Source organism: Alistipes sp. An116, assembly GCF_002161005.1.
GTDB classification, from domain to species: Bacteria; Bacteroidota; Bacteroidia; order Bacteroidales; family Rikenellaceae; genus Alistipes; species Alistipes megaguti.
The window spans coordinates 72,852-84,923 of sequence record NZ_NFLR01000001.1 but is presented as its reverse complement, the minus strand read 5'-3'; the positions used below and the strand labels follow the sequence as shown (position 1 = coordinate 84,923).

Below are 12,072 nucleotides of genomic sequence, written 5' to 3'. Positions count from 1 at the left end.
CACGACAAACGCCCGGCATCAGCCGGGCGTTTTTTTGAAAGAGGCGGGGCGAATCAAGCGGTTGTAAAACGCCGCAATTCGCGGTTGAGATCCTTTTCGCGTCCGCCGACCAAACGATCCAGCAACGCATGGAAACGCGGTGAATGGTTGTGGTGAACCGTGTGGCAGAGTTCATGGAGGATGACGAAATCGCGCAGATGCTCGGGCAGCGTCATCAGAAAGAGACTCAACGAGATGTGATTCTGTCCCGAACAACTCCCCCACTTCGTGCGCGAGGCACGGATCGAGAGTTTTTCGTAACGCAGCCCCGTTGCGGCCGAAAGCCGGGCAATACGCTCCGGGAGGTCCTCCCTGGCGGCCCGGCGTAACTCCTCGATGCGGGTTTTCTGCTCCGCGGGCGGGAGTTGCGGCGGCAGGGCGGCACGTCTGCGGGCCAGCCGCTCCCGGGTGGCGAGAATCCAGTCGGCCTTCTCGTCGAGGAACGCCAGCGCCCGCCGCCGCGACACCCCGAAGGGGTAGGCGAGCCGCACGGCTCCCGTGGCCCGCACGCGAATCGAAACCCGCCGGGCCCGGGGTGACTGTGCAAGGGTCACCTCTCCCAGGCACGGATGGTCGATCACCTCGGTTATTTCAACCCGTCCGGCGCGCCCTGCCGCCCCGCCCTTCCGGCCCCAACCGATCATCGCAGCCACAGGGAATGCACCGAGAGCGAGTTAATGACATCAACCGAGTCGCGACGCTCTACCGAAAACTGTTCGAAGAGGATCCGGCACCGTTCGTCGCGGTAATCCAACAGCCGCAGCGTCTGTTCGCGGGTCGGTGCCACACCCGCCGCAGGGTCGAATCCGCTTGCCGACAGCTGCTTTTGCAACAGTTCCGCCAACGGGATCTCCACGACGGGCTGCCGCTCCCCGACCCGGAAGCGCAGCGTATCGTTCTCGATGATGCAGCTCTCGGGATTCCAGACGGACAGATTGACATAACAGCGCGTGTAACGACCGTCGACCTCGAACCGGGCGTTGTGGGGCAGATAAGCCTCCACGGAGGAGGATGGCGAAACGGTCTCCGCAACAGCCTGCGTCCACCCCCATTGCACGTAGTCGCGCATCGTCTCGGGGAGGGTGGCCACCCAGTCGTCCGTGGAGCGAAGGCCGAAGCGGGCAAACGTGGCGCTGTCGCGTTCGACATACTGTAGCGCCTCATACAGCTCGCGGAACTCCTTGCGGCGGGCCGTATCGGCCATCGCGACGGGAGCGAGCGAGAGGTGTCCCCGTTCGTCGAGACGCCCCAGCGCGGAGGCAAGGCGTTCGACACGCCGCGTCTGCGACTGCAGGGCCATGCGTTCGGGCGTCAGAGCCGGAATGTAGGCTACCGCGGCAAAGACCGCCATGGCGAAGAGCACCACCCAGAGGTAACGCCCCGCACGGCGCCAGAGAAAGAGTCCGATGCAGAAGGTCATCACCACGCCGCAGGCCAGGAGATAGATGCGCGGCACGGTCAGTCCGTACTCACCGACACGCCGCACCACCCCGACCCAGAACAGTACGAGAATGGGCAGAGACACGAGGCTGAAACGGTCATAGAACCAGTCGAAGGTGCATTTGGCCAGAGGCAGCCGCAGCGCCTTGACCAACAGGGTCGTTATCGTGAATCCGAAGACCAGATAGGCCACCCCGCCCTCGGGCAGCGACCACGTCACGAGGATCTTCAACAGATAGAGGTAGAGGACGGCGGCATAGATGACGACGGCCGGCGTGATGATTCCGTTCATCAGCACCTCCAGGACGCGCGACGAGCCCATGCGGGCCTCCTCCCAGCGGTCGAGCATCATCAGGAAGAGGGCCGGGACGGCGAAGAACTGCACGACGAAAAAGAGATCCGTCGTCAGGTGCATGACCCAGCGGGCTTCGGCGAATCCGAAGATGTAGGCCGCCGACCAGAGGATCGCCTCGAAGAGCCCGTAGGCGACATAGGCGAAGAGCATGGCCAGCACCGCCGCCCGCAGACAGACCAGCGCGTCGGCTACGAAACGGTCGTTCGCCGCAGCCCGGCGCGAGGCCAGCAGCGCCAACGGCGTGAGGATGAACAGCGTGATGACCGCCTGCGCCGAGTCCAGCCATCCGGCGAGCCCCGACCAGAGGTACAACGGCACCAGCGGAACCCATGCTACCCAGTAGATGCGGCGCCATATGGTCTGCCCGACCAGCCGGTTGACCACCAACAGCAACAGGGCGCCCCATTCCATCACCACCAGACGCGCGACAGGGGGTTCGTGCCTGGTTTCATAGCTGACGATCAGCGTCACGGTGAGTGCCAGCAGCAGAAGCAGCTCCAACGGATGACGGCGCACAACGGTTTGAAGCCCCTCGCGGAGCTCCTTCAATCGGGTACGGAAATTCCATTTCATGGCTATGTTTTTTATGATGGCACGAAATGAGGCCCCCAACGGGGCGACCGGTCCGCAGCCGAACGTCGGCAAATCACGGCTCCCGACACGGCGCGGCTCACGGCGGGCCGTAGTCTACTCGCCGATGCGCTGACGTACGACCTCGAACAACATCACGGCCGCTGCGGCCGAAACGTTCAGCGACTCGATATGACCGATCATCGGGATGGCCAGCTGTTCGTCGCAGAGTTTGAGCACCTCGCGCGAGATGCCCGTATCCTCAGCCCCCATGACCAGCACGGTCGGACGGCGGAAGTCGGCGTCGTAGAGCAGCTTGCGACTCTTTTCGGTGGCGGCGACCACCTGGAAACCCTCCGCCTGCAGCTGTTTGAGCGTATTGCGGACCGACCCCACGCGGCAGACCGGAATCGTCGTCAGCGCCCCGGCCGACGAACGGATCGCCTCGGCATTGACCGGTGCGGAGTTCTTCAGGGGCGTGATGAGGCCGTGGGCCCCGGCACACTCGGCCGAACGAGCGATGGCCCCGAAGTTGCGTACGTCGGTCACCCCGTCGAAGAGGACCACCAGCGGCGTCTCATCCTCGGGAACCCGTTCGAGAATGTCCGACAGTTCGACATACTCGATGGCGGCCGTCTGAGCAACGACCCCCTGATGGTTGCCGCGCGTCAGGCGGTTCAGCTTCTCGACGGGCACCTCCTGCCAGCGGATGCGGTGGCGGATGCACAAGTCGCGGAACTCCTGCATCAACGGCCCCTCGGCCCCCTTGCGGATGTAGAGTTTTTCGATCTGCCGGCCGGCTTCGATCGCCTCGGCCACGGGACGGATCCCGAAAATCAGATTATCCATTGTATTGTTCTTCGGTGATTTCCAATTCATAGGAGGCCTTCTCCCACTCGTGCATCTGGTGGTCGTAGCGGGCCTTCAGATCGTTGTATGCCTTGTAGTCGGCCTCGTTGTAGTCGGTTGCCGCAGCGAATTTCGCATCCCACGCGGCGATCTGCTTCTCCAGATCGCCCAGCTCCGTCTCGATCGTCTCGACCGCCTTGCGCAGTTTGCGCAGCAGCTTCTCCTGCTCCTTCTTCTGTTCGTAGGAGGCCTTGCCGGAGAGGGCCGCCGGTTTCGCATCCGCGGCGCTTGCCCCCTTTGCCGCCTCTGAGGCCGCACCCGTACCGGATGCACCTGCCGGAGCAGCTTTCGGCGTCGTTTTCGGCGTTCCCTTGGCTCCCTTGGCCGGTGTATCGCGCCGCTCGAGCTCCTGCAGCGACTCCAGCTTGCGCTTTTCCAGAAAATAGTAGATACCTCCGAGATACTCCTTCACTCCACCGTCGCGGAACTCGTAGACCTTCTGCACCATGCCATCGAGGAACTCACGGTCGTGCGAAACGACAACCACCGTGCCGTCGTACTTCAGAATGGCATTTTTGAGGATATCCTTCGAGCGCATGTCCATGTGGTTCGTGGGCTCGTCCAGCACCAGCAGGTTGCGCGGCTCGAGCATCATGCGGGCCATGGCCAGACGCGCCCGTTCGCCGCCCGAGAGAACCTTGACCTTCTTGTCGATATCCTCGCCGCGGAAAAGGAAGGCCCCCAGGATGTCGCGCAGCCGCGTGCGGATGTCGCCCACGGCCACCCGGTCCAGCGTGTCGTAGACCGTAAATTCGCCGTCCATCAGGTCGTCCTGATTCTGGGCGTAGTAGCCGATGTTGACGTTGGCGCCGATGCGGACCGACCCCTCGGTCGGGGTCAGCTGCCCAATCAGAATCCGGGCCATCGTGGTTTTACCCTCACCGTTGCGCCCGACAAAGGCGATGCGGTCGCCCTTCTCGATGGTGAAGTTCGCCCCGCTGAAGACGTGTTTCGCGCCGAACGACATGCCGACGTCGTTGATCTCGGCAACGATCTGTCCCGAACGCGGCGCGGGCGGGAACTTGATGTTGAGCGTCGCCAGATCCTCGTCCTCGATCTCGAGCCGCTCGAGACGTTCGAGCTGTTTGATGCGCGACTGCACCTGGTTCGACTTCGTGGGCTTGTAGCGGAACTTCTCGATGAACTCCTCGGTCTTCTCGATCATCCGCTGCTGATTCTCGTAGGCGGCCAGCTGCTGCGCCCGGCGCTCGGCCCGCAGCACGACGTATTTCGAATAGGGCACCTTGTAGTCGGTGATCTTGCCCAGCGAGAGTTCGATCGTACGGTTGGTGACGTTGTCCAGGAAGGCACGGTCGTGCGAGATGAGCAGCACCGCCCCGTTGTAGTTTTTGAGGTACTCTTCGAGCCACTGGATCGACTCGATGTCGAGGTGGTTCGTAGGCTCGTCCAGCAGGAAGATCGACGGCCGCCGCAGCAGCAGTTTGGCCAACTCGATGCGCATGCGCCAGCCGCCTGAGAACTCACTCGTCGCACGGTTGAAATCCTCACGCTTGAATCCCAGTCCGAGCAGCGTCTTCTCGATGTCGGCGTCACGCGTCTCGCCGCCGAGGATATGGTACTGATCCTGTGCGTCGTTCAGACGGTGCAGCAGCTGTTCGTAGGCGGGCGATTCGTAGTCGGTGCGTTCGGTGATCTGGCGCGTGAGATCCTCGATCTCGGCCTCGAGGCGCAGCACCTCCTCGAAGGCCTTGGCCGTCTCCTGGACCAGGGTCGTGGTATCGGCCACACGCATCGTCTGCGGCAGGTAGCCGATCGTGCAGTCGCCGTTGAGGGTCACCGCACCCGACGTGGGCTGCTGCTCACCGGTGATGATGCGCAGCAGCGTGGTCTTGCCCGCACCGTTCTTGCCCACCAGACCGATGCGGTCCTTCGGATTGATCAGAAATGAAATATGGTCGAAGAGGGTCCAGCCCCCGTAACTGACGGTCAGATTGTCGATGGATATCATACGTTACACACTATCTGGGGCGAAGCCGCACGGAGCCGCTCCGCAAATCACCGCAAAGGTAACGATTTTCCGGGAATTCCGGCAACGACAGTTGCAGGGCTCCCCTTTTTCGGGCAAATATTCCGCCAAGCAACGCATGCGTCGTCCCGTCTGACCTCATCGGTTTGCGTCGGCGCCGAACTCCGGAATCCGTCGTCTCCCGGACGCCCGGTGATTCCCTGTTCCCGGGCAATTTTAGCCCCTGCGGGCATCTTTTAGTCTCGACCTGTGATCCGATCAGTGTCGGCCCCCGCTCCCAACCCGCTCCCGGTCAGGCCTTTGCCCCGGTCGGCACCGGTCTGGCGATGGGTTTCCGCTTCCGGTCCCCGCTCCCCAGCCCGCTCCCGGTCAGACTCCGGTCAGGCCCCAAGAATCCGACGGATCTCGGCCTCCGGGTTCCCGGCCTTGAAGACGGCACTCCCGGCCACCAGCACCTCGGCCCCGGCCTCGAAAACCTCGCGGGCATTCGCCGCCGAAATACCGCCGTCGACCTCGATGACGGTATCGAGCCCCAGCTCGCGGACCAGTGCCCGCAGCCGGCGGATCTTCTCAAGCGACCCCTCGATGAAGGACTGCCCGCCGAATCCCGGCTCGACACTCATCACCAGCACCAGATCCACCGCCGGCAGCACCTCGTGCAACGCCTCGACCGGCGTGGCGGGTTTGATCGAGACGCCGACCTTCGCCCCGGCACAGCGGATCAGCGCCGCACAGGCCGCCGGATCCTCCGCCGCCTCCAGGTGGAAAGTGACCAGATCGGCCCCCGCCTCGACAAAACGTTCGACATACCGCTCCGGGGAGACGATCATCAGATGCACGTCGAGGAACTTCGCCGTGGCCTTGCGAATGGCCTTCAGCACGGGGAACCCGAACGAGATGTTGGGGACGAAGACGCCGTCCATCACGTCGATATGAACCCACTCGGCCGCACTGCGGTCGATCATCCGCGTATCGCGGTCCAGATGGCCGAAATCGGCCGAAAGCATCGAAGGTGCTACTATGCGTTGCATGGAATCGTTTTTCGGGGATCGCGGCGGAGGACTCCCCTCCCCGCGGCCGCATTTTCAAACAAAGATAGAAAAATTTCCGCAGTTCCGCAGAAAATCCTACCTTTGTAGATATGAATTCCACCCTGCTTTTTCTCGCCATCCTGCTCGGACTGCTTGCCGCCGTCCTCGGAGTCCTTCTTTCCCGCCAACACCGCCAAAGCACCCGGCTGGCCCGGGAGAAGGCCGCCTCGGACGAGGCGCTGGCCGATGCGCGCCAACGACTGACGGCCGCCGAAACCCTCCGGAATCAACTCACGCAAAGCCGCGACGAGGCTCAGAACGAGTTGCGCACCCTGCGCGAGGAGCACCTCCGCACGCAGACCTCGCTGGCCGCCCTGCGCGCCTCCTCCGAGGCCGAAATCGCCGCCCTGCGGACGAAAAATGCCGAAGAACGCGAAGCCGAACGTACGGAACGCGAGAAACTCGAGGAGCGTTTCCGGCTGGAATTCAAGAATCTGGCCACGGAGATTCTCGGCGAACAGTCGCGCGAGTTCAAACAGGCCAACAAGGAGTCGCTCGACATCCTGCTCAAACCCTTCCGCGACAACATCACCGAATTCCGCGAACGGGTCGAGCGCATCTACTCCCACGAAAACGAACAGCGCGGCGAACTGAAAAACGAACTCAAACGCCTCATGGAGCTCAACCAGCACATCTCGGCCGATGCCCGCAATCTGACCGATGCGCTGAAGGGCAACTCGAAGGTGCAGGGTGACTGGGGCGAGATGCTGCTGGAGACGATTCTCGACAGCTCGTCGCTCTCGAAGGGCATCCACTACGAGACGCAGTACAACCTCAAGGACGAGGAGGGTCGCAACCTGCGTCCCGACGTGGTGCTCCATCTGCCCGAGGGCAAACACATCATCATCGACTCGAAGGTCTCGCTCACGGCCTTCGTCAACTACACCGCAGCCCAGAGCGAGGAGGAGCGCCAGCGATACATGGCGGCCCACGTCGCCTCGGTGCGGCAGCACGTCAAGGAGCTGGGAGCCAAAGAATATCAACTGCATCTGAGCCGCATGTACAATCGACAGACCCTGCCCGATTTCGTCATCCTGTTCATCCCCAACGAGCCGGCCTTTCTGGCCGCCCTGCAGAGCGACCCGAAGATCTGGTCCGACGCCTACGACCGCAAGGTGATCATTTCGTCGCCGACGAACCTCTTCGCGCTGCTCAAACTCGTGGCCGACCTCTGGAAATACAACGATCAGGACAAGAACACACGTGAAATCGCCACCTGCGGGCTGAAGCTCTACGAACAGCTGGTGGCCTTCACCGCTTCGCTCGAAAACGTGGGTGCCTCCCTCGGCAAGGCGCGCGACGCCTACGAGGATGCCTACAAGCGGCTCTGCACGGGCAACGACAACATCATCCGCGTGGGTGAACGGCTGCGCCGGACGGCCCGCCTGCAGACCAAACGCCACCACGCGGCCCGCACGCTCGAACTCGCCGGCAGCGAAGACGTCGAACCGGAAACCGGACAAGACGCCGCTCCGTCGGACAGCGGCGCCCTGCCGCCTAGGGAGGACACGAACGAATAACCGCCCGAGGAGGACGTGAACAAACGCCCCCGAGGAGGACGTAAACAAATAGCCGCCCGCAGAACGGACTCTCCGCCGCCGGGAAGATCCGAAACACACGGCGCGGCCCCTGTAACGAACCCCAACTCAAATCATTTATATATGAAACGTTTTACCACATTCCTGGCGGCCCTGACGCTGATGCTTCCGGCCGCCGCGGCCAATCCGAAGGCCGATCCGCAGGCGGTCGTCACGACCGGAAACGCCCGTTTCACCGTGCTCACTCCGCAACTCATCCGCATGGAGTGGAGCCAGGACGGGCGCTTCGAAGATCGTGCGACCCTGACGTTCATCAACCGGGAACTCCCCGTTCCCGAATTCCGGGTGCGCGACAGCCGCTCGAAACTGACCATCGAGACCTCGGCCCTGACGCTCACCTACCTCAAGCAGGGGCGGTTCACGGAGCAGAACCTGAAGGTGACCTTCCGCCTCAACGGCCGCGACGTAACGTGGACTCCGGGCATGGAGGATCCGCAGAACCTCATGGGTACGACCCGCACGCTGGACGGCTGCGACGGCGACAAACTCGGACGCGAGCCCATGGAACCGGGCCTGCTCTCGCGCTCGGGCTGGGCCGTGGTCGACGACAGCAGCCGCCATCTGTTCGTCGCCGACAACTCTCCGTGGGGAGAGTGGGTTGCCCCGCGCCCCGCAGGCGACCGTCAGGACCTCTACCTGTTCGCCTACGGCCACAACTACAAACAGGCGCTGGCCGATTTCCAGCAGATTGCCGGACGGGCTCCCCTGCCGCCGAAATACACCTTCGGATACTGGTGGAGCCGCTACTGGCAATACTCCGACAATGAATTCCGCGATCTGATTGCGATGCTCCGTTCGATGGACATACCCATCGACGTGCTGATCGTCGACATGGACTGGCACGAGACCTGGAGCCTGCGCAAGAAAAATCCGCCGAAGGACGAGTACGGACAACGCATCGGCTGGACGGGTTACACCTGGCAGAAGGAGCTGTTCCCCTCGCCGGAGAACTTCCTCCGCTGGGCCAAAACCGAGGATCTGAAGGTGGCCCTGAACCTCCACCCGGCATCGGGCATCCAGCCCTACGAGGATGTCTACGAACCCTTCACCCGCGAGTACGGCTGGAAAGAGACGGGCAAAAGCGTCCCCTTCCAGATCGACGAACGCAAATGGGCCGACGCCTATTTCAACACCGTACTCGGACCGATGGAGAAGCAGGGTGTCGACTTCTGGTGGCTCGACTGGCAGCAGTGGCGCGAATCGAAGTTCACCCCCGGGCTTTCGAACACCTTCTGGCTGAACCACACCTTCTTCCGGCATGCCGAGATGATCAGTCCCGACAACCGGCCCTTCATCTACCACCGCTGGGGCGGACTGGGTTCGCACCGCTATCCGCTGGCCTTCTCGGGCGACACCTACGCCACGTGGGCGACGCTGGCCTTCCTGCCCTGGTTCACGTCCACCTCGTCGAACGTCAACTACGGCTATTGGGGTCATGACATCGGCGGCCACATGTTCCACAACGACCAGAAAAAGACCGATCCCGAACTCTACACGCGCTGGCTGCAGTACGGCGTCTTCACCCCGATCTTCAAGACCCACTCCACGAAGGATCCGCGCATCGAACGCTACATCTGGGCCTTCCCCGACCAGATGTTCTACATGCGCGACGCCATCCGCCTGCGCTACACGCTGGCCCCCTACATCTACAACGCCGCCCGCGAGAACTACGACTCGGGAATCGGCATCTGCCGTCCGCTCTACTACGAATATCCCGAGACCGACGAAGCCTACACCAGCAAAGAGGAGTATCTCTTCGGCAACGATATTCTGGCCACGGCCATCACCCAGCCCGTCGATTCGCTGTCGGGGCTTGCCGAGCGGAAGATCTGGTTTCCGCAGGGTCGCTGGTACGACATGGCGACGGGGGCGATGTACGAGGGCGGCACCGTCCGCCGGCTTCACTATACGCTGGCCGAGAATCCCTGGTACGTCCGCGCCGGAGCCATCCTGCCGATGAACCCCGAACAGATCAGCAACCTCCAGCAGGCATGCGACACGCTGGTTCTGACCTTCGTCCCGGGCGGCGACGGAGAGCTCCGCCACTACGAGGACGACGGCACAAGCCAGCGCTACACCACCGAATATGCCACCACGCTGATCACCAAACGGCAGACGGGCAACGTCATCCGGGCCGAAATCGCCGCCCGTCAGGGCAGCTATGCCGGCGCTCCGCAGAGCCGCAGTTACGAACTGCGCTTCCCGGCCACCTTCCCGCCCCGCCGCATCACGATCAACGGCGAGGAGATCCCCTATGCGCGTTTCCCGAAGGCCGGAGAGTGGACCTACGACGCCTACACACTGGCCCCGGTGATCCACACGCGGGCCATGGCATGCGACCGGCCGCTCGTTGTGGAGCTGACGCTCGACGACGAGGCCCTGACGAAACAGGAGCTGCTCTACGGCAAGAGCGGGATTTTCAAGCGCTGCGTGGATCTGACCGTGGAGTTCAAGCTCGAACAGGGCCGCTTCGGCGAAACCTACCTGCTGCTTCCGCGCGAGTATCTCCGCGTATCGCAGTGTCCGAACTTCATCCTCGAGTACCCGGAAACGGCGCTGGAGCGGATCTCGGAGTTCGACGAGGCGCTGCAGCGGATGTTCGAGACCACCGACCGCATGGAGATCATCGGTGCGTCGTTCAAGGAGAAACTCCACCGCCAGCTCGGCAGCGACCGCGACACCGAATAGTCGTCCACACCGGTCGCCGGACCGCCATTAAAAAGCTCCTGACCGAAGAGGTCAGGAGCTTTTCTTGTCTTCTCTGCAATACGGCTCACGCCTCGGCGGAGCGGTCAGCCCGCCAGCTGCGGCGCATCCGGCTCTCGATCCCGGGCGTAGCCCCGGCGGACTGCAGCTCCAGCAGATCGTTCCAAACCTCTTCAACCCATGCCACACGCCCGCGGCAGCGTTTCAACACCTCCACGGCCCAGATCCGCACGGCGATCTTCGCCGACGGATCCGCGACCCATTCGGCCGCTGTTTCGGCAATGCGGTCCAACGTCGGCGCATCGGGACCGGCATGCTCCAGCAGGTCGACCATGATCTTGCCGAAGTGACGCCGGGCACTCGGGTCCGTACACGCCGGGAAGGCCGAGCAGCAAAAATCCTCCGCACAGGGGGCAAAGGCGCTTCGATCGCGGAAATAGGCCCGTTCCAGCACATAGGCGCCCCGGAAGAGCAGCTTGTGCCGGAGGGGTTTCGGAATCTCCGCCCACGGAGAGGTGACCAAGCGGTAGAGATCTCCGACGGCTTCGACGTCCAAAATCAGGGAGGCCGCCTCGTCGGCGAAATGCTCCTGCCAGCGCTCCGACAGCAGCGTAATCAACTCATCCCGGGTCATTGCGACAGGCGGCTGCGATCCGTCAGAAGAGCTTCTTCCGGGAGGTCATGACGACGAAATCCTTCAGATAGAAGGGTTCGAAATAGGCGATATCCTCCGTGCGGCCCTCGTCGAGGGCCTTCTGGGCCAGCCGGGCCAGGCCGCGAGCCGAAGGGGTCACCTCCACGAGCGTTGCGCCCTTGAGCACCCCGGCACACTTGCGGGCCCCGTTTCCGAAAATGACGAACGGACGTCCGTCGTTGCGATACGACGCGAAACTCTCCTCCGTGATCACCTCGGCCGAAACCTCCGTCAGCGGTTCACCCTGCGTATCGAAGAGCTGGGCATAGACCTCCATGCGGCGGGCGTCGACCATCGGACACAGCCGCGCCTCGTTCCACCGGTCGACCGAGATGATGCCGGCCTCGTAATCCTCGCGGGCCACCTCGACCAGCGCATCGAGCGATCCGACGGCCAGCAACGGTTTCTGCAGTCCGTAGCACAACCCCTTGGCAAACGAGACGCCGATACGCAGTCCGGTGTAGGAGCCGGGGCCCTTGCCGACGGCCACGGCATCCAGATCGTCGGGGGCAATGCCCGTTTCGCGCAACAGTTCGTCGACGAAAACACCCACCTTGCGGGCGTGGTCACGCCCCTCGTCGCTCTCGCGCAGCGACAGCAGCACGCCGTCGCGGGCGATTCCTACGGAGCAGATGTCCGTGCCGGTTTCAATACAGAGAATCAAAGACATACTCTTATCGTTT

Annotated in this window: 9 protein-coding genes; 2 read left to right on the top strand and 7 right to left on the bottom strand. The window is 62.9% G+C overall.

All coding sequences use genetic code 11. From position 1 onward, the window contains the following. Positions 1–53 precede the first annotated feature (53 nt). From B5E60_RS00365 to rpe, 5 genes are all read right to left on the bottom strand, one after another. Positions 54–683 carry a M48 family metallopeptidase gene (locus tag B5E60_RS00365; RefSeq protein WP_239403153.1) on the bottom strand — a complete coding sequence of 210 codons (630 nt, stop codon included), beginning with the start codon at positions 681–683 and terminating at the stop codon, positions 54–56. Further along, positions 680–2,407, bottom strand: coding sequence for a DUF4153 domain-containing protein (locus B5E60_RS00360; protein ID WP_087308906.1), 1,728 nt, complete (start codon positions 2,405–2,407; stop codon positions 680–682). Before B5E60_RS00360 ends, B5E60_RS00365 begins: the two co-directional genes overlap by 4 nt. A 114-nt stretch (positions 2,408–2,521) precedes the next feature. Continuing rightward, positions 2,522–3,253, bottom strand: coding sequence for a 23S rRNA (guanosine(2251)-2'-O)-methyltransferase RlmB (gene rlmB, locus B5E60_RS00355; protein ID WP_087308905.1), 732 nt, complete (start codon positions 3,251–3,253; stop codon positions 2,522–2,524). After that, complete coding sequence (locus tag B5E60_RS00350) at positions 3,246–5,282, bottom strand: ABC-F family ATP-binding cassette domain-containing protein (RefSeq protein WP_087308904.1); 2,037 nt, start codon at positions 5,280–5,282, stop codon at positions 3,246–3,248. The genes rlmB and B5E60_RS00350 overlap by 8 nt, the downstream gene beginning before the upstream one ends. 398 nt (positions 5,283–5,680) lie before the next feature. Beyond that, the gene (rpe, locus tag B5E60_RS00345; RefSeq protein ID WP_087308903.1) at positions 5,681–6,331 is read right to left on the bottom strand and encodes a ribulose-phosphate 3-epimerase; all 651 of its coding nucleotides are present in this window, start codon (positions 6,329–6,331) and stop codon (positions 5,681–5,683) included. 110 nt (positions 6,332–6,441) lie between these two features. Here rpe and rmuC point away from each other — a divergent pair, with 110 nt between their 5' ends. Both rmuC and B5E60_RS00335 read left to right on the top strand, forming a co-directional pair. Then, positions 6,442–7,911, top strand: coding sequence for a DNA recombination protein RmuC (gene rmuC / locus B5E60_RS00340; protein ID WP_087308902.1), 1,470 nt, complete (start codon positions 6,442–6,444; stop codon positions 7,909–7,911). A 141-nt stretch (positions 7,912–8,052) separates the two neighbouring features. Beyond that, positions 8,053–10,677 carry a glycoside hydrolase family 31 protein gene (locus B5E60_RS00335; protein ID WP_087308901.1) on the top strand — a complete coding sequence of 875 codons (2,625 nt, stop codon included), beginning with the start codon at positions 8,053–8,055 and terminating at the stop codon, positions 10,675–10,677. Positions 10,678–10,762: 85 nt separating this feature from the next. Here B5E60_RS00335 and B5E60_RS00330 read toward each other — a convergent pair whose 3' ends face one another. Next, the gene (locus tag B5E60_RS00330) at positions 10,763–11,329 is read right to left on the bottom strand and encodes a hypothetical protein (protein ID WP_087308900.1); all 567 of its coding nucleotides are present in this window, start codon (positions 11,327–11,329) and stop codon (positions 10,763–10,765) included. 22 nt (positions 11,330–11,351) lie between these two features. Beyond that, a complete protein-coding gene (gene tsaB, locus B5E60_RS00325) occupies positions 11,352–12,059 on the bottom strand; it encodes a tRNA (adenosine(37)-N6)-threonylcarbamoyltransferase complex dimerization subunit type 1 TsaB (protein WP_087308899.1) in 708 nt (235 codons plus the stop codon). Positions 12,060–12,072 lie beyond the last annotated feature (13 nt).

Coding starts and splice junctions, on each gene's coding strand:
- rmuC (WP_087308902.1), top strand. CDS start 6,442: ATGAATTCCACCCTGCTTTTTCTCGCCATCCTGCTCGGACTGCTTGCC.
- B5E60_RS00335 (WP_087308901.1), top strand. CDS start 8,053: ATGAAACGTTTTACCACATTCCTGGCGGCCCTGACGCTGATGCTTCCG.
- tsaB (WP_087308899.1), bottom strand. CDS start 12,059: ATGTCTTTGATTCTCTGTATTGAAACCGGCACGGACATCTGCTCCGTA.
- B5E60_RS00350 (WP_087308904.1), bottom strand. CDS start 5,282: ATGATATCCATCGACAATCTGACCGTCAGTTACGGGGGCTGGACCCTC.
- rlmB (WP_087308905.1), bottom strand. CDS start 3,253: ATGGATAATCTGATTTTCGGGATCCGTCCCGTGGCCGAGGCGATCGAA.
- B5E60_RS00365 (WP_239403153.1), bottom strand. CDS start 683: ATGATCGGTTGGGGCCGGAAGGGCGGGGCGGCAGGGCGCGCCGGACGG.
- rpe (WP_087308903.1), bottom strand. CDS start 6,331: ATGCAACGCATAGTAGCACCTTCGATGCTTTCGGCCGATTTCGGCCAT.
- B5E60_RS00360 (WP_087308906.1), bottom strand. CDS start 2,407: ATGAAATGGAATTTCCGTACCCGATTGAAGGAGCTCCGCGAGGGGCTT.
- B5E60_RS00330 (WP_087308900.1), bottom strand. CDS start 11,329: ATGACCCGGGATGAGTTGATTACGCTGCTGTCGGAGCGCTGGCAGGAG.